We start from the raw sequence: 22,011 nt of genomic DNA on the forward strand, positions 1-22,011 counted from the left end.
CGCCGGGGGGTCAGCCGCCCGGGGTGACCAGCCCGGTCTCGTAGGCCAGCACGACGGCTTGGACCCGGTCGCGGAGCTGGAGCTTGGCCAGGATCCGGCCGACGTGGGTCTTCACGGTCGCCTCGGCGACGTGTACCCGGGCGGCGATCTCGGCGTTCGAGAGCCCCTGCGCGACGAGCAGCAGCACCTCCCGCTCCCGCTCGGTCAGCCGGGCCAGCCGCGGGTCCTCCGCCGGGGCCGGGCCGAGCTGCCCGGCGAACCGGTCGAGCAGCCGCCGGGTGATCGGCGGGGCCACCACCGAGTCGCCCTCGGCCACCACCCGGATCGCGGCGAGCAGCTCCTCCGGCGGCACGTTCTTGAGCAGGAAGCCGCTCGCTCCGGCGCGCAGCGCGGCGAAGGCGTCGGCCTCGGTGTCGAACGTGGTGAGCACCAGCACCCGCGGCCGGGCGCCGGCCGGCCGGGCGCAGATCCGCCGGGTCGCCTCCACCCCGTCCATGGTGGGCATCCGCAGGTCCATCACCACCACGTCGGCGTCCACCCGGTCCAGCACCCGCAGCGCGTCCGCGCCGTCGATCGCCTCGCCGACCACCGTCAGGTCGGGTTGCGAGTCGAGCACCATCCGGAAGCCGGCGCGCACCAGCGCCTGGTCGTCGACGATCATCACCCGCACGGTCACGCCGCCGCGCTCCCTTCCTCGGCGCCGGCCGCGACGGGCAGCGGCAGCCGCACCTCGACCCGCCAACCGCCGGCAAGCGTGGGGCCGGCGGCGAGGCTGCCGTCGTACACCCCGACCCGCTCCCGCATGCCGACCAGGCCGTGCCCGCCGGACGGCGCCGGCCGGACCACCGGACGGCCGCGCCCGTCGTCGACGGCCCGGACCGCGACGGTGTCGGCGTCCCAGTCGAGCGTCAGCTCCACCGACGCGCCCACGCCGGCGTGCTTGAGCGCGTTGGTCAGGCTCTCCTGCACCACCCGGTAGACGGTCAGCTCCAGGCCGGGCGGCAGCGGCACCGGCGTGCCGGCGCCGGCGCAGTCGATCCGCAGCCCGGCGGCCCGGAACCGGTCGAGCAACGCGGGCAGCTCCACGAGCGCCGGGCGCCGGTGCGCCGGCTCGCCGGCGGGCTCGTCCGCCACCGCGGCCGGCTCCGGCCGGCTGGGTTCCCGGAGTACGCCGACCAGACGCCGCATGTCCTCCAGCGCCTGCCGGCCGGTGTCCGCCACCACCTTGGCCGCCTCCCGCGCGGTCGCCGGGTCCCGGTCGAGCGTGAACCGCACCCCGTCCGCCTGCACGATCATCACGGCCAGGCTGTGGGCGACCACGTCGTGCAGCTCGCGGGCGATGCGGGTGCGTTCCTCGGCGACCGCCGCCCGGGACTCCGCCTCCCGCTCCCGGTCCGCCGTCGCGGCGCGTTCCTCCAGGCTGAGCACGTAGAGGCGGCGGGTCCGCACGTTCAGCCCGACCAGCCACACCGCGCCGGTGATCAGGCCGTAGTAGAGCGCGCCCGCCCACCAGGGCGCCGGCCCGGGCCAGGAGAGCGCGGAGAGCAGCACGCCGATCGCGGCGCCGATCCCGGCCAGGATGCCGTCCCGCGCGCGGTCGGCGTACTTGACCACGCTGTAGAGGGCGATCAGCACGCCGATGTCGTAGCCCAGCGGACCCCAGCCGACGATCACCTGGAGCAGCGCCAGCGCGGCCACCGCGACGGCGACCGCGGACGGGTGGGTACGCCGGAACAGCAGCGCCGCCGCCATCGCCAACCCGACCGCGAGCGCCGGCCGGCCGCCCTGCTCGGCGAAGAGGCCGAGCACGGCGAAGAGGACGACCAGCCCGGAGACGGCGACGTCGAAGGCGACGCCGCGCAGCGGGCGGCCGAGGATCAGGCGGTCCACGGTCACCCAGCGTACGGGGTGGGCTCAGGGGGTGAGCAGGGCGCGCATCCGGCAGATCTCGGTGGTCTGCTCGACGGCCACCCCGTTGGCGAACTCCTGCATGGCCGGGTCGGCGCCGACCCTGAGCAGGTCGGTGGAGATCACCACGGCGCCCTGGTGGTGGGCGGTCATCATCCGCACGAAGAGCCGGTCGAACGCCGCGCCGTGGGCGCCGGCGAGCTGCCGCATCGACTCGGCGGACTGCATCCCGCGCATGGTGCCGTGGTCGTGGCCGGTGACCTCGGCGGGCAGGTCGCGGGTGCTGAGCCAGGCGCGCAGCACGCCGACCTCCGGGCCCTGGGCGGCGCGGATCCGGTCGGCGACGGCGCGGACCCGGGGGTCGGCGGCCCGGCCGGGGGCCAGCTTCGCCATCTCCAGGGCCTGCTCGTGGTGCGGGATCATCATCCGGACGTACCAGACGTCCAGGCTGTTCCACCGCGGGGACGCGGCGTCGCGGACCTGTCCGGCGGCGCGGGTGGCGGCCGGCTCCCCCGGTCGGCCGGGGACCAGCACCGGTGGCGCCGAGACGGCCGGGGCCGGGGCGGTGGTGGCCGGGGCGGTGGTGGACTGGCTCGGCCGGGCCGCCGCCGGAGCGGTGTCGTCGCAACCGGCGAGCGCCACGCCGCCGGTGGCCAGCAGCGCCACGAACGCTGTGACGGGGAGCCACACACGAGCCTGCCGGACGGTCATACGACCCTCCCTCCGGTCGAGGTGACAGCGATCCTATCCATAGCGGAAAGTTCCCCGATGTGACCGGCATCACATTGATGACGGTCACATGTCGGTAAGGTGTGGCGAATCATCATCCCCTTTCGAAGGGTGTTGCCGATGATCAACCTCCACATGTCCCGGACCCGGATCGTCAGCCTCGCCGCCGCCGGCCTGCTGCTGGCCGGCGTGGTCGCCGCGCCGCCGAGCAGCGCCCAGGAACTCCCCCGCGCCCAGGCCGCGCCGGCCACCGTGGACAGCGCCGTCCCCGGTGTCGACGAGATCTCCAGCAGCCCCAACCTGCGCCAGGTCGCGAACCTGCCGAAGCAGGGCCCGTTCGACACCACGTCCGCGCTCGGCACCGACATCGCCTTCCAGGGCCGGTACGCGTTCGTCGGCAACTACGAGGGATTCGTCATCTACGACGTGTCGCGGCCGAGCCGGCCGACGATCGTGGCGCAGGTGCTCTGCCCCGGCTCGCAGAACGACATTTCCGTCAGCGGCGACCTGCTGTTCCTGTCGACCGACTCGTCCCGCAGCGACGACTCCTGCGCCAGCACCTCCCAGCCCGCCTCGGTGAAGGAGTCCTGGGAAGGCATCAAGATCTTCGACATCCGCGACAAGCGCAACCCGCGCTACATCAAGTCGGTGGAGACGGCGTGCGGCTCGCACACCCACACGCTGGTGCCGGGCAAGAACCGGCGCGACGTCTACCTCTACGTCTCCTCCTACAGCCCTCGGGACGACTTCCCGGACTGCCAGCCGCCGCACGACTCCATCTCCATCGTCAAGGTGCCGGTGAAGAGCCCCACCTCGGCCGCGGTGATCGCCACCCCGAACCTCTTCCCGGACGGCGGCTACCCGGGCGTGCCGGGTGAGAAGTCCGCCACCACCGGATGCCACGACATCACCGCGTACCCGTCGAAGGACCTGGCCGCCGGCGCGTGCATGGGCGACGGGATCCTGTTGGACATCGCCGACCGGGAGGCGCCGCGAGTGATCGAACGGGTCACCGACACCGAGAACTTCGCGTTCTGGCACTCGGCCACGTTCAACAACTCCGGCACCAAGGTCGTCTTCACCGACGAGCTGGGCGGCGGCGGCGCGGCGACCTGCAACGAGGTGGTCGGGCCGAACCGCGGCGCGGACGCCATCTACGACATCACCGGCCGCGGAAACGCCCGCAAGCTGGCGTTCCGCAGCTACTACAAGATCCCTCGGGCCAACGCCGACACCGAGAACTGCGTGGCACACAACGGCTCGCTCATCCCGGTGCCCGGTCGCGACATCATGGTCCAGGCGTGGTACCAGGGCGGCATCTCGGTGTGGGACTTCACCGACTCCCGCAAGCCGAAGGAGATCGCCTACTGGGAGCGCGGGCCGCTGGACGACACCCAGTTGCGCACCGGCGGCTCGTGGTCGGCCTACTGGTACAACGGCCACATCTACTCCAGTGACATCCAGAAGGGCCTGGACGTGCTGGAGCTACGCGACCCGCGTACCTGGCTGGCCCAGTTCATCCGGGTGCCCGAGTTGAACGCCCAGACCCAGTCGGGTTACCTGAGCTGGTGACCCTCCCCCACCCCGGGCGCCGCAGTTTCACGGGAAGAGGGCCCATTCGCGGGCCGGAGGCCACTCTTTCCGGGAAACAGCGCGCTCCCGGGGTGGGAGGGGAGAGGGTGGCGGTGCCGACGGATGAATTGATCCGGGCGCTGCACGAGCGGGCAGCGCCCACGCCGGAGGCGTTCCATTTGGTCTGGACGCACTGCCGGATCGTGTGCGAGGTGGCCGAACACCTGCTCGCCCGGCACGGCGCGGGCCTGGACGCCGCCCTGGTACGGGCCGGCAGCCTGCTGCACGACATCGGCGTCTACCGCCTCTACGGCGCCGGCGGCCGGCTCGACCAGGAGAACTACGTCCGGCACGGCGTGCTGGGGCACGCGCTGCTGCGGGACGCGGGCCTGCCCGAGTCGCTCGGCCGCTTCTGCTCCCGGCACACCGGCGTGGGGATCAGCCGCGAGGACGTGCTCCGGCAGCGTCTCCCGCTTCCGGTCGCCGACTACACGCCGACCACCGGCGAGGAGCAACTGGTCATGTACGCGGACAAGTTCCACAGCAAGACCACGCCGCCCACGTTCGTCTCCGCCGCCTCCTACGCCGCCGCCGTGGGTCGCTTCGGAGCCGACAAGGTCGTCCGGTTCGCGGCGCTCGTCGAACGGTTCGGCGAGCCGGACCTGCGCGCGCTCGCCCGCGCCCACCGGCAGCCGATCGTCTGACCACCGCGCCGGACGACGGGTCGACCGGGCCGGGTCAGCTCATCGGCAGCCGGTAGTCCCGGGCGCCACCGCCCGCCGTGACCAGCCGCACCTCGCCGCCGCGCAGCCCGTACGTCACCGACCAGCGGGTGTGCGCCTGGCGGACGCCGTCGAGCAGCCGCAGCGCCCCCGGCGCGTCCAGCACGCCGCCGACCCGGTCCAACTCCTTCGCCAGCACCCCGTACCGGTGATCCCGCCGCAGGTCCCGGTCCGGCACGCCGGCGGCGGGCACGTTCGTCAACGCCTGCCAGGGACCCCGTCGCCGGTCCACCGTCAGCTTCCCGTCGACGAACTCCACCACGGCGGACGCCCCGGTGGCGTCGGCGAGCAGGTAGTGCAGCGGCGGCCCGCCGTCGAAGTCCAGGTTGTAGCGCTCGAACACGGTGACCGCCTCGTCCACCGTGGCGGCCGAGTCGAGCACCAGGCGCAGGATGCGTACCGATCCCACGGTGGGTCGACCGGACACCGGCTCGGCGCGCGCGCCGTCGTCGGCGGCCAGCCCGACCGCGAGGCCCCGCTCGTTCATCCCGTCGAAGGGCAGCAGCGGCGCGTCGAGCAACCGCCGGTCCCCGGCCGGGTCGGCGGTGACGCCCAGGTAGGAGATGTCCACCAGGGAGAGCGAGGCGTACCCGTCCGGTGGGTCGGTGCGCAGCACCAGCGCCGGGTTCGGCTCCCAGTCGAAGTTGCGGGCGAACAGCGGACGGTCGCGGTCACCGAGGGCGGCGAAGAGCGAGCAGCCGAACGGGCTCGGCGGATCGGCGCCGGCCACCCCGGCCGTCGGGTCGTAGTCGCCGACGTACGTCATCTCGTACAGCGGCAGGTCGTCGACCTTGCGCAGACTCGCAAGCGTGCGCTCCACCTGGCCGGGGTCCTGCCGGGAGGCGGTCGCCGTGCCGGCGGCGACCGGCGCGACCGGCGCGCGGCCCTCCCCGCACCCGGTGCCGACGAGCAGCAGCGCGAGCACGGTGGCGACGACGGTCCTCCGCATGCCCGCGACGTTAGAAGAGACGGCGGTCGCTGTCCATCGGGCGACCGGGGCCAGCGGTTCCACCGGCCGGGCCCCGGGCCGCCACCGTCGGGCCACCACCGGGCCGCCACCACCGGGCCGCCACCGTCGGGCCGCCGCAGTCGGGCCGGGCCCGGCTCAACCCGGCAGCGGCGCCTCGTCGCCGCCCCGGGTGCGACGCGGGTTGACCAGCCGACGGACCACCGGCGCGGCGTTCCACCGGGCCGCGCCGACCAGGTCCCGGGCGTGCTCCAGCACGGTGTAGTCGGGCCGGGCCAGGCCGTCGGCGATGGCCCGGTCCAGGTCGTTGCCGCAGCGGGTGAGCACGCTGTCGAAGTCCCGCCGGACCGGTTCCAGCAGGTCGTAGCCGAAGGAACGGTGCAACCGGGCGAAGAGCGGCTTGTAGAGCCGGGCCCGCTCGTGCAGCCCGGACGAGTACGACATCGGGTTCTTCGGCCGCCGCCGGACATAGTCGGGCAGCAGGTCGGCGAAGGCCCGGCGGACGATCCACTTCTCCTGCCCGCCGCGCAACTTCAGGTCCAGCGGCAGCCGCATGGCCAGCTCCACGACGTCGAGGTCGAGGAACGGCACCCGGGCCTCCACGCCGTGGCCCATGCTGGCCCGGTCCACCCGCTGCAACTCGGTCCGGCACAGGTTGCGGATCCGGTGCAGGAACAACCGGCGGGACCGCTCCGGCCCCACCTGGTGATACATCGGGTAGCCGCCGAACAGCTCGTCCGAGCCGTCGCCGGTGAGCACCACCTTGACACCCAGCTCGGCCAGTCGCCGGAAGATCGGCACCGAGACCACCGCGTTGATGATGTCGCCGTACTCGGTCAGCTCCGAGATCCGGATGGCCTCGCGCACGTCGGCCAGCCGGATGTCGCGCGGGCGCAGCTCGATCACCTCGTGCGCCACGCCGAGGTCGGCGGCGAGACGCTGCGCGTACGCCACGTCGGGGCTGCCCGGCGCGCCCACGGTCACCGCCACGCAGTCGGGGTGCCGCTCCCGGGCGTGCAGTAGCGCGAGCGTGCTGTCCAGGCCGCCGGAGAGCACCACGCCGACGGTGAGGTCGGTGTCCAGGCGGACCCGCATGGCGTCGGTGAGCGCGGCCCGGACGAGCAGGGCGGCCTCGTCCGGGTCGTCGACCACCGGTAGCCCGGCGCCGAGCGAGAGCAGGTCGACGTACGGGCGCAGCCGGACCGCGTCCGTCCCGGCCCAGCCGTGGTGGCCCGGCGGCACCTCGTTGATCGGGGCGCCGTGCCCCACCAGCGCCTTGACCTCGGAGGCGAGGTGCAGGCAGGCCGGGCCGCAGGACCAGTAGAGCGGCTTCACCCCGAGCGGGTCCCGGGCCAGGTACGCCCGGCCGCTGTCCCGTTCGACCACCACGAACGCGTACTCGCCGCGCAGCCGGCGCACCGCCTCCTCGCCCCACTGGCGGAACGCGGCCAGCACCACCTCGGTGTCGCCGGCGGTGCGGAAGTCGTGCCCGAGCCGGGTCAGCTCGACGCGCAGGTCGTGGTGGTTGAAGATCTCGCCGTTGAAGCAGAGCAGGTGCCGCTCGTCGGGCGGGACCCAGGGTTGCACGGCCCGGTCCCGGTCCACGATCCGCAGCCGACGCACGCCGGCGAGCAGGCCGTTCTCCTGCCGGGTCTCCGTCACCTCGCCACGCGGGGCGAGCGCGGCGAGCATCCGCCGGAAGGTGGCCGGGTCGGCCTCGGGGCCGATGCTCAGCGCGATCCCGCACACCGCCTCACACCCCCATCTCGGCCTCGTACGCCCGCCGGAACCTGCGCCGGGCACCGGGCGCGAGGCAGAGGTGCCAGGCCTGCCCCTCGTCGACCACGTTGATCTCACCGGCGTCCTGCCGGGCCAGCAGCAGCCCGGCGAGGGCCGCACGGGCGCCGAACCGCTCGAACCATTCCAGCTCCACGTCGGCGGCCCAGCCCAGGCAGTGTCCGCTGGGCACCATGGCGGCGTACCCCAGTCGGCGCAGCCGGTGCTGGTGCTCGGCGCTGCGGGCCAGGCTGGTCACCCAGAGCGGCGGCGTGCCGGGCCGGGTCGCCGCGGCGAACTCCCGGGCCAGGTCGTTGAGGAAGGCGATCACCTCGCGACGGGCCCGGGGGAAGAGCAGGCCGGCGGTACGCGGTGTGGCGTCAGGGCGTACCCGCCGCCCGAACGCCCGCAACCCGCGCCCCAGCACCGTGGCGGGCTGCTCCCGGTAGCGGAACTCGAGCAGCCCTCGGCGACGCAGCCATTCCAGGTCGACCAGGTCGACGGTGCCGCGCACCTGGTCGTCGGTGCGGAAGGTCGGGCTGTCCCGCCACCACAGCACGTCGACCCGGGACAGCAGGTAGATCCGGACCAGGGCGGTCAGGTCCTGCGCCGAGGTGCGGGAGTTGGGCCGGTAGCGGGCCATCTCCAGCAGCAGCGTCTCCCGGGCGCCGACCAGCCCCTGCGGGGTGGCGTCGAGCACCGCGGCGATGGCCGGCTCGCGGAGCCGTTGGTCGAGCAGCACCTGCCGGGCGCCGGCCGACGGCGCGTCCGTCAGCGCACCCACCTCGACCAGCAGTTCCGCCACCGCGGCCCGGTACGCGGCCAGGTCGGGGCCCGCGTCGGGGTGTGGGGCACCGGGCGGGAGCCGGCGGGCGTGGGTGGTGGACGCGACGGCGGAACCGGGTTGACGGCCGGGGCTTCGGCTGGGCACTCGCATGGTCTCCGTCCCCTCTCGGCAGGACACGGTGTAGTCAAACCTGCACACACGGTAATGAGTCCGGAGGGCGCCGCCGCCCGTAATGCCCGGATCTCCCCCGAACTGTGCCCGCTCAGCCGACGCCCCGGGTCGTCGGTCGCCCCACCCCCGGCTCAGCCGCCCGGCCGTGGGCAGGTGGCGACCAGCTCGCTCACCGTGCGGGTGTCGCCGTCGTAGCTGCGGGCCGCCACGAACTCGCCGGACGGCCGGTGCGCCCCGGCGACCGCCCGGGCCCGGCGCCGGTCCGCACCCCGGAAGCGCAACGCCAGGCTCAGATGCGGGACCCACCGGCCCGGCAGGTGCCACGGGTGCGCGCCGGTCGCCTCGGCCAGCACGTCCCAGACCGCCCCGTGCAGCGCGACCAGCTGCGGCGTGGGGTGGACCAACCAGACCAGCGGGGCGCTGCCGTCGAGGACCGTCAGCCGGTCCAGCCGCACCGGCAGCGGCAGCGCGGCGTCGCAGAGGTCGGCCAGGCGCTGCTCGGCGCCGGGCGGGAACACGTCGACCGCGGCGAGCGTCACATGCGGCCGGTTCGTCGGGTGCGTGTTGCGGGCCAGGCTGGGCAGCCCGGCGGCGGCGAGCCGGCTCCAGGCCGCCCGCACGGTCGCGTCCAGCTCCGGCGAGAGGAGCAGTTCCACCGTCCGCACCAGATCAGGCTAGTCCCCGGCGACGCGCCGCGACGTCCCGTGGGCCGGGTCCGCCGAGCCGCCGCCGGGAGCGGGCCGGGTGGCGTGGCGAACGTTTGCGCCGGTCGCCGCGACCCGCTTCGGGCGGTGATGAAAGGCTTGTCACATGAGCGCCGCACCGACCCCGACCGACACCGACACCCCCGCCGACGCCGAGGACGCCACCGCCTTCGCGGATCTCGGGCTGCGCACCGAGCTGCTGGGGGCGCTCGCCGCCCTGGGCTACGAAGAGCCGACCCCGATCCAGCGCGAGGCCATCCCGCCGCTGCTCGCCGGTCAGGACCTGCTGGGGCAGGCGGCGACGGGCACCGGCAAGACCGCCGCGTTCGCCCTGCCGCTGTTGCAGCGGATGCCGGCGGCACGGCCGGACGGTGACCCGGTGTCGCTGGTGCTGGTGCCGACGCGGGAGCTGGCCGTGCAGGTCTCCGAGGCGTTCCACCGCTACGGCAAGGACCTGGGCGCCCGGGTGCTGCCGATCTACGGCGGGCAGCCGATCGGACGGCAGTTGCGCGCCCTCGACCACGGGGTGGACGTGGTGGTGGCGACGCCGGGGCGGGCGCTCGACCACATCGCCCGGGGCACGCTGCGGCTGGGCTCGCTGGCGACCGTGGTGCTGGACGAGGCGGACGAGATGCTCGACATGGGCTTCGCCGAGGACATCGAGGCGATCCTGGAGCACGCCCCCGCCGGCCGGCAGACGGTGCTCTTCTCGGCCACCATGCCGGCCCGGATCGACGGGCTGGCCCGCCAGCACCTGAGCGAACCGGTGCGCATCCGGATCGAGCGCGAGCGACAGGTGGCCGGGGCGGCGCCGCGGGTGCGGCAGAGCGCGTACCTGGTGGCCCGGGCGCACAAACCGGCCGCGCTGGGCCGGGTGCTGGACGTCGAGTCCCCCACCGCGGCGATCGTGTTCTGCCGCAGCCGCGAGGAGGTGGACCGGCTCACCGAGACGATGAACGGCCGTGGCTACCGGGCCGAGGCGCTGCACGGCGGGATGAGCCAGGAGCAACGGGACCGGGTGATGGGTCGGCTGCGGGCCGGCACCGCGGACCTGCTCGTCGCCACCGACGTGGCGGCCCGGGGGCTGGACGTCGAGCAGCTCACCCACGTGGTGAACTACGACGTCCCGTCCGCGCCCGAGTCGTACGTGCACCGGATCGGCCGGGTCGGCCGGGCCGGCCGGGAGGGCGTGGCGATCACCCTCGCCGAGCCGCGCGAGCACCGGATGCTGAAGACGATCGAACGCGTGACCGGCCAACGGATCGTGGTCGACAAGATCCCGACGGTCGCCGACCTGCGGACCCGGCGGTTCGAGCTGACCCAGGCCGCGGTGCGCGAGTCGGTGCTCGAGGACGATCTGGAGCCGTTCCGGGCGATCGTCGAGTCGCTCACCGACGAGTTCGACCTGATGGAGGTGGCGCTCGCCGCGGTGCGGCTGGCGCACGAGGCCACCCTGCCCGGCACGGCCGACGAGGAGGAGGAGATCCCGCAGGTCGCGGTACGCCCGGTCCGGGAGGGACGGGCCGGGCCCGAGGGCCGGGACCGGCGGGGTGGCGTGCGGTCCCGCGCCGCCGGCACCACGCAGGTCTTCATCGGGCTGGGCCGACGGGCCGGGGTACGACCGCAGGACCTGGTCGGCGCGATCACCGGCGAGACCCGGATGAGCGGGCGGGACATCGGCTCGATCGAGATCGCGGACCGGTTCTCGCTCGTCGAGGTGCCGCAGACGATGGCCGACGAGGTGATCCAGGGACTGCGCGGGAGCACCATCAAGGGCCGCAAGGCGACCGTCCGGCGCGACCGCGACGGCACCGACCGCCGCTGACGTTGTTAAGCGGGGCCCCCGCCTATACCAAATGCGTTAAGCGGGGGCCCCGCCTTACCTCACACCGCGGCGAGCGGCTGGGCGTCCACCTCGGCGGGACGCAGCGCCAGGGCGAGCACGTCCGCGACGTCGGCGAGGGTGTGCACGGTCAGCGCCGCGCGGACCTCGGCCGGCAGGTCGTCCAGGTCCGGCTCGTTGCGCTTCGGGATGATCACCTCGGTCAGGCCGGCCCGGTGCGCGGCGAGCAGCTTCTGCTTCACGCCGCCGATCGGCAGGACCCGGCCGGAGAGGGTCACCTCGCCGGTCATCCCGAACTCGGGTCGGACCGGCCGACCGGTGACCAGGGACGCCAGCGCGGTCACCATGGTGATGCCGGCGCTCGGGCCGTCCTTGGGCACGGCGCCAGCCGGGAAGTGCACGTGGATCCGCCGCCCGGCCAGCGTGTTCGGGTCGATGCCGAGGCGCCGCCCGTTGGAGCGCAGGTAGGACAGGGCGATCTGCGCCGACTCCTTCATCACGTCGCCGAGCTGGCCGGTGAGGGTCAGCCCCGGCTCGCCGTCCATGCCGGTGGCCTCGATGAACAGCACGTCGCCCCCGGCACCGGTGACAGCCAGGCCGGTGGCCACCCCGGGCACCGCCGTCCGCTCGGCCGACTCCGGGGTGAACTTCGGTCGGCCCAGATACCGGACCAGGTTGTCGGCGTCGACGCGGACGGGTCCCGGGTCGGATGCCAGCCCCACGGTGACCTTGCGCAGGATCTTCGCCAGGGCCCGCTCCAACTGCCGGACCCCCGCCTCCCGGGTGTACTCGCCGGCGACCAGCGCCAGCGCCCCGTCGGCGACGGTCACCTCCTCGGCGGTCAGCCCGGCCCGCTCCCGCTGCCGGGGCAGCAGGTGGTCGCGGGCGATGGCCACCTTCTCGTCCTCGGTGTAGCCGTCGAGCGTCACCAGCTCCATCCGGTCCAGCAGCGGGCCGGGGATCGCCTCCACCACGTTTGCGGTGGCCAGGAAGAGCACGTCGGACAGGTCGAGGTCGACCTCGAGGTAGTGGTCGCGGAAGGTGTGGTTCTGCGCCGGGTCGAGCACCTCCAGCAGGGCCGCCGCCGGATCGCCGGAGTAGCCGGCGGCCAACTTGTCGACCTCGTCGAGGAGCACGACCGGGTTCATCGAGCCGGCCTCGCGCAGCGCCCGCACGATCCGGCCGGGCAGCGCGCCGACGTAGGTGCGCCGGTGGCCGCGGATCTCCGCCTCGTCGCGTACGCCGCCGAGGGAGACCCGGACGAAGTTCCGCCCGAGCGCCCGGGCGACCGACTCGCCGAGGCTGGTCTTACCGACGCCGGGCGGGCCCGCCAGGGCGAGCACCGCGCCGGAGCCGCGTCCACCGACCACGCCCAGGTTGCGCTCCGCGCGACGGTTGCGCACCGCGAGGTACTCCAGGATGCGTTCCTTCACGTCGGCCAGGCCGGCGTGGTCGGCGTCGAGCACCGCCCGCGCCGCGGCCAGGTCCGTGTGGTCCTCGGTACGCGTGGTCCACGGCATCTCCAGCACCGTGTCCAGCCAGGTACGGATCCAGCCCGCCTCGGGTGAGGCGTCGCTGGCCCGCTCCAGCTTGCCGACCTCGCGCATGGCCGCCTCGCGGACGTTGTCCGGCAGGTCGGCGGACTCGACCCGGGCCCGGTAGTCGGCGGAGCCGTCCGGCTCGTCCTCGCCGAGTTCCTTGCGGATCGCGGCGAGCTGCTGGCGGAGCAGGAACTCGCGTTGGGACTTCTCCAGCCCCTCGCGGACGTCGCTGTTGATCTGCTCGGTGACCTCCTGCTCGGCCAGGTGCTCCTTCACCCATCCGACCAGCAGTTCCAGCCGGGCGGTGACGTCCGGTGCGGCGAGCAGTTCGGTCTTCTGCGTCAGGCTGAGCCAGGGCGCGTAGCCGGCCGAGTCGGCCAGCTCGGAGAGGTCGGTCATCCGTTCCATCGCGTCGATGACCTGCCAGGCCCCGCGTTGCTGGAGCACCGAGGTGGTCAGCGCCCGGTACTCGCGGGCGAGTTCCCGCGCCCGGCCCGCCGGGGTGGGCTCGTCGAGCGGGGTCGCCTCGACCCAGAGGGCGGCGCCGGGGCCGGGCACGCCGGAGCCGATCCGGGCGCGGGCGAGGCCGCGGACCACTGCCGCCGGCTCACCGCTTGGTAGCCGGCCCACCTTCTCGATGGTGGCGACCACGCCGACCGAGCCGTACTCGCCGTCGATGCGGGGCACGGCCAGCAGTTCCTTGTCGCCGGTCGCGCGGGCCGCGTCGACCGCGGCCTGGGTGGTCGGGTCGAGGGTCACCGGGATGACCATCCCGGGCAGCAGGACGGCGTCGGTCAGGGGAAGTACCGGAAGAGTTGCCATCGAACACCTGCCATCACGTTGGTTGAGCGTGTCTGACTCAAGTAACAAAACGTGCCCCTTGTTCCAAGGTGTGACCCAAGCCACTTCCGGATCCCGACGGCGCCGCCACGGCCCGCGCCGGCCTTTTGCCGGCCACGATTTCGCGACCCGCCGAATGGAACGGGGCGGGTATTGTTGCGGAATTACCGCCAGGTAGGTCAAACTCTTAGCCACACCCCGCCCGACACAGGGAGTAATGGCGATGGCAAGGAAAGTAATCACCGTTCTGACCGACGACCTCGACGGCGGAAAGGCCGATCGGACCGTCGAGTTCAGCCTGGACGGCGTCGCATACACGATCGACGTCTCGGACGAGAACGCGGGCGTCCTGCGTAAGGCGCTGGATCCCTACATCAGCGCTGGCCGGCGCATTGGCCGCGGGCCGGTCGACGCCGGCCGCACACCCCGGCGCGCATCCCGGCCGAGCACCTCGGGAATGGATCGCGAGCAGAACCGCGCCATCCGGGAATGGGCCGCCAAGAACGGCCACGAGATTTCCGAGCGGGGGCGCATCCCGGTCTCGGTGGTGGAGGCGTACAAGAACCGCTGAGTCCTCCCGGTTCACCGTCGGGCACCCCGGGGTCACGCTGAGAAATCAGCGTGACCCCGGTCTGCTTTTCGCCACTGATTTTCATCCGGCAGGATCGTCACGGCACGAAATTTCTTCCGGCCCGACCCGACCGAGGCACGCCGCGGCCGGAAGGCTTTTCCCACCCACCCGGAGGATCGGGTCGCACGCGAAGCGGCCGGTGCCGCCCGGGGACGCCCCGGGCCGCACCGGCCGCCGGTGTCGAACTCAGTTGACCTGGATGCGCACCACGTCGATGGCGGGGGTCTGGTTGGCCCGCTCCATCATCGGAATGCGGTGCGAGCCGTCACCGGCCCAGACCGAGCACTGGGCCAGGCCCGAGTCCGGCAGGCCGGGGATCTGGATCAGCACGTCGTCCGGCTGGTTGCTGCCCTTGCCGTCCTCCGTGGCGACGAAGAACGCGGGCACGTCCTGCGGGTTCGGGGGCTGCCGGGTGCTGCCGAGCATCCGGCACGCGGTGTGGAAGTGGCCACGGACCAGGCCCTGGTCGTTGAGCAGCGAGCTCTCCACGTAGTAGCCACCCTGGCCGGCGGCGAGGAAGCGGTCCCGCACCAGGTTCTTCGTGGTGACCCGGAGCGTGAACGGCTGGTTGCGCTGGACCTGGTTCGGGAACTGGGTGATCAGCAGCGACGGGTTGCTCGCCGCGGCGCCGACCTCACCGAACGCGGTGCTCACGCACCGGTTGCCGTTCTGGAATCCGTCGTGCCCCTGGAGCTTGCTGTTGGCGCAGTCCTTGGCCAGCACGTCGAGGCCGTTGTTGCCGCCGTTGTTGTTGCCGCCGCCGTTGTTGCCGCCGCCGTTCTGGCCGCCGTTGTTGCCGCCGCCGTTGTTACCGCCACCGTTCTGGCCGCCGTTCTGCGCGTTGTCGGCGAGGGCACACGGAGCGAGCTTGTCCAGGCCCTGCGGACGCTGGCCGCCGCGCCCGATCGCCGTGGCGATCCGGTTCAGCGTCGCGGTCCGCTTGTCGGCGAGCGGACGGAGAATGGCGTTGTTGATGAAATCGCCGCCGTTGCGGCCCTCGGCCGCGAGCCGCCGGTTCGCCTCGGCGATCTGGGTGCCCAGCAGGGCCAGGTTGCGGTCCACCTCGGCGCGGGCCCGGCCGGGCACCTGCGGCAGCTTGCTCTTGACGTCCGGGCAGGCCACGGTCGGGGTGCCCGCACCAGCGCCGCCCGCCTTGGTCTGCTGGCACTCGGCCGCCGACATCTGGCCGTCACCCCAGTGGTTGCGGACCCAGCGGCCGTTCTGCCAGGTCCGGGTGGTGCTGCCCTGACCGCCCGGAGCGGTCGCCCCCGGGCTCGAGGCCACACAGGACGCCGAGGCGACACGGGTGGTCCTCCGCTGGTCCTGGGCGGACGAGATCTGGGTGACGGCGACAATGCCGCCGAAGACCGCGAGCGTGCCGACCACGGCCAGCATCCGCTTGCTCCGCGCGTTACCGGATGACCGGCGCGCCCGTGTGGACCTGCGCATCGAATTGCTCTCCTTCTCGATCCGGTAGCTGACTGGTGGTCCCGGTGGAAACTCGGGGTGGAACCACTGCGACATTGCGGTCGCGCGTCAATGGCCGACGATGCCCTTCCGCACCGTCTCCGCGCCGTCGGTGGCGCGGCGGAGGATCTGCGTCCATTCCCGCTTAGGTACGGAGTGCCGTCGGCGAAGGTTCAACCGGAGATCGGAAAAAAATTGCGTGACCGGTCGGTCACCGCAGTGGTGGATCAGTCGGCGCAGAGATGGGCGAAGGCGAAGCCGCCGTCGAAGGAGTCGCGCCGGTCGGCGAGACGCCGCACCTGTTCGCGGAGGTCGTCGCGGTCCACCAGGAACGCCGCGGCAGGATCCGCGGCGCGGAGCCGCTCCCCCAGCGCCACCGTGGCCAGGTCCTCGGCGAGCCGGCCCGGGTCCACCCCGCAGCCGAAGCCCCGGGCCGTCAACCGCACCCGCTCCAGCAGGCAGCGCCCGGGCCGCGCCTCGACCCAGCTCCACCCCTCCGCGGGGCCGTCGGTCCACCGCACGTGCAGACCACGCACGATCGGGTCGGCCAGCCGTCCGGCCACGTACGCCTCGACCGCGTCGGCCCGGGCCAGCGCGCCGAGGTCGTTGACCGGACCAGGGCGGCCGTCGGGCAGCCGGCCCACGATGTCCCGGAATCCGACCGCGTCCCCACCGTCCGGGTCGGTGCCCTCGGCGTAGGCGCGGGCGTCGAGCACGTACGCGACGAACCGGCGGACGTGCTCGCCCCCGCCCAGCGTCGACGACTCGACCCGCAGCAGCGGCAGGCCCACCGCGGCGCAGACCGCGTCGGTGAGCCGCTCGGCGCGGCGAGCGGGTGAACCGTCGGGCGCGGGCGGGCCGAACCGCACGGCGAAGCGCGGCAGCCGGGTGTCGGCGGCGCACACCACCAGGTCGAGCGCGGCCCGCCCGGCGGTGCTCCACTGGCTGCCGGTGACCCCGGGCGGACGAGCCTGCACCAACTCGGCGAGACGCCGGTCGGCGAAGCCGAGGTGACCGGCACGGGTGAGTCGCGGTGCCGCCTCGGGCGGGACCGGCCGCAGCCAGGAGGCGGTCACGCCGCCGGTGCTCGTCATCTCGCCACAGTCCGTCCGTCGCTCTCGTCGACGCCCGAGTCTAGGGCGTCGATCATGCGGGCTGCCTCGGCGGTACGGGGGAGAATCCGGGCCACCCTCGGGCGGTGCGCCGCCGGGTCCGACGATCTACGCTCTGCGGGTGCAGAGCGGACGGACCCCGGAGCGGTTCACCAAACGCAGTCTCGTGGCCGTGTCCCACGCCATCGAACGGGCGGCGCTGGCGGAGGCCGAGGACGGTCCACTCGTCGTGCTCGCGCTCTTCCAGCGGCTGCCGTACTTCGACCGGGAGCGGGAGGTCTACCGACGGATCGCCGGCCGGGCCACCGCCACCGTCGTCGGCATGGTCGGCGGTCCCCCACCCGACCTCCCCGACGGGGTGTGCGCGGTGGTGCTCGACGAGACGGAGGACCTGGCCCGGGAGTGGAGCGTGATGGCGCTGACCCCACGCTTCGGCGCCAGCCTGGTGGCGTACGACCGGGGTGAGGTCACGCCGGCCGCGACGCTGGAGACCGGCCGGCTCTTCGACGGTCGTTGGGGATTCCGCCGGGACGCCGCGTTGCACGAGGTGATCCGGCTGCGGGAGCGGCTCGCCGAGCGGCTGCCCGGTCCGGCCCGGGCGGCGCTGGACGAGGCGGTCGGCCGGGTGCGGGACATTCCGGCCGGCGCGGGCGAGTCGCGGGCCGACGCGGCGCTGCGGTTGCTGGTCCGGCGCGGCGACCGGGGCGCGCCACCGGTCGAGACGGCGGACGGGATGCTCGACGAGGCCGGTCTGCGTCGCTGGTCCGGTGCGGACGGGGTGACCGCCTCCGGCACCCTGCCGGTGGCGCTCGTGGGCCTGCGGGTGGCCGAACCGGCCGGCGCGCCGGAGCGTTTCGGGCGGCGCAGCGCCGCCCGGGAGAGTCAGGCCGTGCTCGCCGCGGTCACCAGCGTGCTGCGGCCGGTGGACCGGGCGGTCCGGGTCGCCGACAACGAGTTCCAGCTCGTGCTGCCGGCGCTCGGCGAACCGGAGGCGCTGGCCGTGGTGGGCCGGCTGCACGAGACCATCGGCGCGCTGGCCCGGGCGTTCCCGTTCGTCGCGTACACCGTGCACGCCGCCGTCGCGGTGACCACCCGGCGGCCGCTGCCGACGACGGACCTGCGGGCCGCGGTGGAGTGGGCGGTGCGCGAGGGTGTGCCGGTGGCGGGCCTGCCGCCGGAGCCCGCGCCGGTCGGGGCCCACTGACCGGCCGTGCGAGTGGTGTCGCTGGTGCCGTCGCTGACCGAGGCGGTCGCGGCGACGCGGCCGGAGGTGCTTGTCGGCGCGACCGACTGGTGCACGCACCCGGCCGGGCTGGACGTCCCCCGCGTCGGCGGCACGAAATATCCCGACCTGGACCGGGTGTTGGCGCTGGCGCCCGACCTGGTGCTGCTCAACGAGGAGGAGAACCGGCTGGCTGACGCGGAGGCGCTGCGTGCGGCCGGCGTGCCGGTCCGGGTCACCTTCCCGCGTACCGTGCCGGAGGCCATCGACCAGCTCGGTGAGCTGGCCGCCGCGCTCGGTGTCCCGGCCGAGCCGCCGTGGCTGCGCGCGGCCCGCCGGGCCTGGGCCGCGCCGCCCGAGCCGGGGCGGGTCCGGACCGCGGTGGTGCCGGTGTGGCGGCGCCCGTGGGTGGTGCTGGGTCGCGACACGTTCGCCGGGGACGTGCTGCGCCGGCTCGGGGTGGTCAACGGCTGGGCCGGCGATCCGGAGCGCTATCCCCGCCCGACGCTCGACGAGCTGCGGTCCCGGTCGCCGGAGCTGGTGGTGTTGCCGGACGAGCCGTACCGGTTCACCGCCGACGACGGGCCGGAGGCGTTCCCGCGGGTGCCCTCGGTGCTGGTCTCCGGCCGGCACCTGACCTGGTACGGCCCGTCGCTGGCGGAGGCGCCGGCGCTGCTCGCCGCCCAGCTCGCCGCCCCGGTCTGAGCCGGCCCGGTCCCGTCCGCGCCGGTCCCGTCCCGGGCCGACCGGACCGGGCCGGGACGGGACCAAGGACCCGGGCAGGAGGCACCGACGGCCCTGCTTCCGGCCGGCGCGCGACGGTGGAATGGAGATGCCACCGAAGCGCGGTGTCAGGTACAGAAGGGACGTGGACACCATGACCGCGACACGCGAGCGGACCCCCGCCATCACCACCGCTCCGGCGGCCGAGACCCCCCGGCAGAAGGCCACCCGGTACGTCTGGGCCGGGCTGCGCATCGCCCTGGGTTGGGTGTTCCTCTGGGCCTTCCTCGACAAGATGTTCGGTCTGGGGCACGAGACCCCGGCGAAGAACGCCTGGATCAACGGCGGCAGCCCGACCAAGGGTTTCCTCGGCTTCGGCGTGGCCGGCCCGTTCGAGGGCATCTACCACGACATCGCCGGCGCCGCCTGGGCGGACTGGCTGTTCATGCTCGGCCTGCTCGGCATCGGCGTGGCCCTGCTGCTCGGCATCGGCACCCGGATCGCCGCCGTCGCCGGCGGGCTGCTGCTGGTCCTGATGTGGACAGCCGTGCTGCCCCCGGAGAACAACCCCGTCATGGACGACCACCTCATCTACGCGGGACTCCTCGCCGGCCTGGCGCTTGTCGGCGCCGGCAACACCCTCGGGCTCGGTCGGGCCTGGGCGACGCTCCCCCTGGTCCAGCGCTTCCCCTGGCTGAGGTGAGAGCCGCTCGCCCGGGGTGGGCGTCGCCGACCGGCGACGCCCACCCCGTCGTGTGCCCCGGCGTCGGCGGCACGGCGGGTACCGGAGCGTATCGGTCGGTCACGATCGGGCAGGATCGACGGTGATTACCCCGTCAGCACCGAGGAGACCCGTTCATGGAGAAGCCCGAGGTTGGCCCGATCGAGGGCGCGCCGCCCGCCGATCTCGTCGTCGAGGACATCACGGTCGGCGACGGCCCGCAGGCCCAGGCCGGCCAGTTGGCCAGCGTGCACTACGTGGGCGTGGCCCACTCCACCGGCCGCGAGTTCGACGCCTCGTGGAACCGGGGCGAGACGTTCGAGTTCCCGCTCGGCGGCGGCCAGGTCATCGCCGGCTGGGACCAGGGCGTGATCGGCATGAAGGTGGGCGGCCGGCGCCGGCTCACCATCCCGCCGCACCTGGGCTACGGCGCCCAGGGCGCCGGCGGCGTCATCAAGCCGAACGAGACGCTCGTCTTCGTGGTGGACCTGCTCGGCGTGCGCTGAGCGCTCCCCCGGACCACCGGGCCGTCGGCGTCCTGCCGGCGGCCCGGCCGGCGTTCAGGCCGCCGCGCCGACAAGCAGCTCCGGACCGCGACCCGACTCGCGCACCGGGACGACCCGGTGCAGGCCGGTCACCCGCAACACCCGGGCCACGACCGGGTCGGGGTCGACAAGCACCAGCTCGCCGCCGCGGGCTCGCACCCGCAGGTGGGCGGCGGCCAACGCGCGCACCCCGGCGGCGGAGAGCAGGCGCACGCCGGACAGGTCGACCCGCAGCACCGGCCGCGCCGGGGCCGCCCACAGCGCGGCCCGGAACGCCGACACGGTGGCGATGTCGATCTCGCCGACCGGGCGCAGCTCGACCACGTGGTCGCGCACGTCCATCGCCACCGCGAACCGGTCGCCGCTGTCTCTCATACCGCCAAACCTACCCCCGCCCACCGACAGTTTCGGCTGCTCGCGGGCGGGGTTCCGGGTAGCACCCGGGTGTCGACCCGGAGCCGTCTCAGGGTCATCCCGCAGCCGCTCGCCCGCCTGCTGGGGCCGGTCCGCGTACGCGGACCGACCCCGGCCGTTCCTCCCCGGTTCAACCGCCGCTGTTGCTCCTGGTCGGGGTGGGCGCGGGCGACGAGCCCCCGGCCACCGCGCCCGGGTGCGGCGTCGCGCTCGGCGTCGGCTTCAGCCCCGCCGGTACGGGCAGCGCGCTGCCCTTGGCGAACTCGTCCCAGCTGACGTTCCAGGCGGTGAAGCCGTTGCCCTGCTGGAGCTTCACCTCGGTGCCCTTGACGGTCACCAGGTCGCCGACCTGGGTGACGCCCATCAGCCAGTCCGCGCCGGTGGCCGAGACGTTCGTGCAGCCGTGCGAGGTGTTGTTGTAGCCCTGCTCCCCCTCCGACCACGGTGCCGAGTGGATGAACTCGCCACCCCAGGTCAGCCGCTGGGCGTCGTCCACGTCGACCACGTAGCCGCCGTCCGGCTCGCCCCGCGTGTCGAACGTGGTGTGCTCGTGCTTCTCCATGATCACCATGGTGCCGCTGGAGCTCGGCGTGCTGGGCTTGCCCAGGCTGACCGGCAGCTTCCTGAGCACCTTGCCGTCCTGGTAGACAGTCATCTGCTTGGTGGTGTTGTCGATGTCCAGCGACACCCGCCGACCCACCCGGGCGGTCGCCACGTGGTCGACGTCGCCGACCGCCTCCTTGCCGATGGGCAGCCCCTCCAGCGCGCTGCGCACGCTGATCCTCGTGCCGGGCTTCCACTGGTCGGGGGCCCGGTACTCGGCCTGCTTGCCGTCGGACATCCACGACCAGGTGCCCGGCTGCGGCGGGTCGGTCTTCACGAACAACCGCCGCTGCACGTCCGCCCGCGCCTGTTCCGGAATCGGCGGGTCGAACCCGAGCACCACCGGCATCGCCGTCCCGTAGGTCTGTTTGTCCTGGAAATACAATTCGCTGGTGACGGCCGGTTTGGTGGATTTGGCCATCGTCGTGAACGTCGTCTTCCGGGTCGCGGTCTTCCCGGAATCGCCGGTCACGGTCACCTCCGCCGTGTACGTCCGGGAATTCGCCAGCGGACGGTCCGGCACCCACCCCGATCCGTCCTCGCGTGGCTGCGCCGGCACCGGGCGGCCCTTGTCGTCGGTCAGCTTCACGGCGGTCACCCTGCCGTTGCTGACCTTCGTGCCCACCTCCGCGCTGATCGGCACGTCACGAGCCCGGTCGGCAGGCGTCACCGTGACCGACGGCGGAGCCGCCTCGGCCTTCCGGACCACCGACTTCGGGCCGGCGGTGCACGCGCCGACCGCGAGCGGCGTGATCGCGACAGTCACCGCGAAAAGCGTCAGTCGCCGCCTCACAAACATATGTCGCCCCCCATTTCCGGAACCCCCTCGCCCACATTCTGTAGGCCCGGCGTCACCGAGTGGCACCTTCGGCGGAATTACTCGGAAACGGCTGCGAAGTATTGGGTGGGCGACGACCGGATCGGCATTACCCGGTCCGATCGTCCGGTTGCTC

The 22,011-nt window shown here is 73.7% G+C and carries 20 protein-coding genes; 8 read left to right on the top strand and 12 right to left on the bottom strand.

Features of this window, described 5'->3' with window-relative positions; genetic code table 11:
* Positions 1 to 10: 10 nt before the first annotated feature.
* The 3 genes from O7613_RS11075 to O7613_RS11085 are packed head-to-tail and all read right to left on the bottom strand — an operon-like array spanning position 11 to position 2,619.
* Positions 11 to 676 carry a response regulator transcription factor gene (locus tag O7613_RS11075; protein WP_281589030.1) on the bottom strand — a complete coding sequence of 222 codons (666 nt, stop codon included), beginning with the start codon at positions 674 to 676 and terminating at the stop codon, positions 11 to 13.
* Positions 673 to 1,896, bottom strand: a complete 1,224-nt coding sequence (locus O7613_RS11080) for a sensor histidine kinase (RefSeq protein ID WP_282293664.1) — start codon at positions 1,894 to 1,896, stop codon at positions 673 to 675. The genes O7613_RS11075 and O7613_RS11080 overlap by 4 nt, the downstream gene beginning before the upstream one ends.
* 18 nt (positions 1,897 to 1,914) lie before the next feature.
* A complete protein-coding gene (locus tag O7613_RS11085) occupies positions 1,915 to 2,619 on the bottom strand; it encodes a DUF305 domain-containing protein (RefSeq protein ID WP_282293665.1) in 705 nt (234 codons plus the stop codon).
* Between the two features lie 138 nt (positions 2,620 to 2,757).
* Here O7613_RS11085 and O7613_RS11090 point away from each other — a divergent pair, with 138 nt between their 5' ends.
* Both O7613_RS11090 and O7613_RS11095 read left to right on the top strand, forming a co-directional pair.
* A complete protein-coding gene (locus tag O7613_RS11090) occupies positions 2,758 to 4,209 on the top strand; it encodes a hypothetical protein (protein WP_282293666.1) in 1,452 nt (483 codons plus the stop codon).
* Positions 4,210 to 4,316: 107 nt separating this feature from the next.
* The gene (locus tag O7613_RS11095) at positions 4,317 to 4,913 is read left to right on the top strand and encodes an HD domain-containing protein (RefSeq protein WP_282293667.1); all 597 of its coding nucleotides are present in this window, start codon (positions 4,317 to 4,319) and stop codon (positions 4,911 to 4,913) included.
* 34 nt (positions 4,914 to 4,947) lie between these two features.
* Here O7613_RS11095 and O7613_RS11100 read toward each other — a convergent pair whose 3' ends face one another.
* The 4 genes from O7613_RS11100 to O7613_RS11115 form a co-directional block, all read right to left on the bottom strand.
* On the bottom strand, positions 4,948 to 5,940 hold the full coding sequence (locus tag O7613_RS11100; protein WP_282293668.1) for a linear amide C-N hydrolase: 993 nt from the start codon (positions 5,938 to 5,940) through the stop codon (positions 4,948 to 4,950).
* A gap of 156 nt (positions 5,941 to 6,096) precedes the next feature.
* Complete coding sequence (locus O7613_RS11105; RefSeq protein WP_282293669.1) at positions 6,097 to 7,707, bottom strand: asparagine synthase-related protein; 1,611 nt, start codon at positions 7,705 to 7,707, stop codon at positions 6,097 to 6,099.
* Between the two features lie 4 nt (positions 7,708 to 7,711).
* On the bottom strand, positions 7,712 to 8,671 hold the full coding sequence (locus O7613_RS11110) for a hypothetical protein (protein WP_282293670.1): 960 nt from the start codon (positions 8,669 to 8,671) through the stop codon (positions 7,712 to 7,714).
* 152 nt (positions 8,672 to 8,823) lie between these two features.
* Positions 8,824 to 9,357: a 2'-5' RNA ligase family protein gene (locus O7613_RS11115; protein WP_281589018.1), complete on the bottom strand. Its 534-nt coding sequence runs from the start codon at positions 9,355 to 9,357 to the stop codon at positions 8,824 to 8,826.
* A gap of 145 nt (positions 9,358 to 9,502) precedes the next feature.
* Between O7613_RS11115 and O7613_RS11120 the strand changes: the two genes are divergently transcribed.
* Positions 9,503 to 11,221, top strand: a complete 1,719-nt coding sequence (locus O7613_RS11120; protein ID WP_281589016.1) for a DEAD/DEAH box helicase — start codon at positions 9,503 to 9,505, stop codon at positions 11,219 to 11,221.
* Positions 11,222 to 11,280: 59 nt separating this feature from the next.
* Here O7613_RS11120 and lon read toward each other — a convergent pair whose 3' ends face one another.
* Entirely contained in the window at positions 11,281 to 13,602 is a 2,322-nt protein-coding gene (gene lon / locus O7613_RS11125) for an endopeptidase La (protein ID WP_281589014.1), read from the bottom strand.
* Between the two features lie 241 nt (positions 13,603 to 13,843).
* On the opposite strand from lon, the gene O7613_RS11130 reads away from it, so the two are divergent.
* Positions 13,844 to 14,191 carry an Lsr2 family protein gene (locus O7613_RS11130; protein ID WP_281589012.1) on the top strand — a complete coding sequence of 116 codons (348 nt, stop codon included), beginning with the start codon at positions 13,844 to 13,846 and terminating at the stop codon, positions 14,189 to 14,191.
* Positions 14,192 to 14,437: 246 nt separating this feature from the next.
* Here the strand turns inward: O7613_RS11130 and O7613_RS11135 are convergent, their stop codons facing one another.
* Positions 14,438 to 15,700: a hypothetical protein gene (locus O7613_RS11135; protein WP_282293674.1), complete on the bottom strand. Its 1,263-nt coding sequence runs from the start codon at positions 15,698 to 15,700 to the stop codon at positions 14,438 to 14,440.
* 245 nt (positions 15,701 to 15,945) lie between these two features.
* Positions 15,946 to 16,812 (bottom strand): DUF2726 domain-containing protein, encoded by an 867-nt coding sequence (locus tag O7613_RS11140; RefSeq protein ID WP_282293676.1) that lies wholly within the window; start codon positions 16,810 to 16,812, stop codon positions 15,946 to 15,948.
* Positions 16,813 to 16,951: 139 nt separating this feature from the next.
* On the opposite strand from O7613_RS11140, the gene O7613_RS11145 reads away from it, so the two are divergent.
* The 4 genes from O7613_RS11145 (at position 16,952) to O7613_RS11160 (ending at position 20,002) form a co-directional block, all read left to right on the top strand.
* Positions 16,952 to 18,034 carry a DICT sensory domain-containing protein gene (locus O7613_RS11145; protein ID WP_282293678.1) on the top strand — a complete coding sequence of 361 codons (1,083 nt, stop codon included), beginning with the start codon at positions 16,952 to 16,954 and terminating at the stop codon, positions 18,032 to 18,034.
* A gap of 6 nt (positions 18,035 to 18,040) precedes the next feature.
* Positions 18,041 to 18,757 carry a helical backbone metal receptor gene (locus tag O7613_RS11150; RefSeq protein ID WP_282293679.1) on the top strand — a complete coding sequence of 239 codons (717 nt, stop codon included), beginning with the start codon at positions 18,041 to 18,043 and terminating at the stop codon, positions 18,755 to 18,757.
* A gap of 163 nt (positions 18,758 to 18,920) precedes the next feature.
* Positions 18,921 to 19,478: a DoxX family protein gene (locus O7613_RS11155; RefSeq protein ID WP_281589001.1), complete on the top strand. Its 558-nt coding sequence runs from the start codon at positions 18,921 to 18,923 to the stop codon at positions 19,476 to 19,478.
* A 155-nt stretch (positions 19,479 to 19,633) separates the two neighbouring features.
* A complete protein-coding gene (locus O7613_RS11160; RefSeq protein WP_281589000.1) occupies positions 19,634 to 20,002 on the top strand; it encodes an FKBP-type peptidyl-prolyl cis-trans isomerase in 369 nt (122 codons plus the stop codon).
* Positions 20,003 to 20,056: 54 nt separating this feature from the next.
* Here O7613_RS11160 and O7613_RS11165 read toward each other — a convergent pair whose 3' ends face one another.
* Together O7613_RS11165 and O7613_RS11170 are read right to left on the bottom strand one after the other, a co-directional pair.
* On the bottom strand, positions 20,057 to 20,416 hold the full coding sequence (locus tag O7613_RS11165) for an anti-sigma factor antagonist (RefSeq protein WP_282293683.1): 360 nt from the start codon (positions 20,414 to 20,416) through the stop codon (positions 20,057 to 20,059).
* Positions 20,417 to 20,585: 169 nt separating this feature from the next.
* Positions 20,586 to 21,857 (bottom strand): Ig-like domain-containing protein, encoded by a 1,272-nt coding sequence (locus tag O7613_RS11170; RefSeq protein WP_281588998.1) that lies wholly within the window; start codon positions 21,855 to 21,857, stop codon positions 20,586 to 20,588.
* Positions 21,858 to 22,011: the final 154 nt, after the last annotated feature.

This window comes from Micromonospora sp. WMMD975, from assembly GCF_029581215.1.
GTDB lineage: Bacteria > Actinomycetota > Actinomycetes > Mycobacteriales > Micromonosporaceae > Micromonospora.